The following is a 218-nucleotide window of genomic DNA, read 5'->3' as shown; positions in this document are numbered from 1 at the left end:
AGGCAAGTCTTTAGATGATCAAAGGGGCAAAGAGACAAAGTCAGAAAATCCTTTTATTGGACGCCCTAAGAAAACATTTAAAAGTGTTGAGGAAGAACGAGATTATTTAAAGGCACATGTCGAATACCTAAAAAAGGTTATCCAAATCTGCATGGGGAGGACGGATTTTGAAGACAGCACGATTTGAAGCTGTGCACTGATGAAAGAGATGAACATTC

1 pseudogene is annotated in these 218 nt (G+C 39.0%); it reads left to right on the top strand.

What is annotated here, in order from left to right:
- Positions 1-187: pseudogene (locus tag MOB98_RS20600) on the top strand (hypothetical protein); the annotation flags it as partial.
- Between the last annotated feature and the right edge of the window lie 31 nt (positions 188-218).

Source organism: Bacillus sp. N13C7, assembly GCF_026790065.1.
GTDB lineage: Bacteria > Bacillota > Bacilli > Bacillales > Bacillaceae > Bacillus.
The sequence above is the reverse complement of the archived record's forward strand: the minus strand, read 5'-3'. Positions and strand labels throughout refer to the sequence as shown.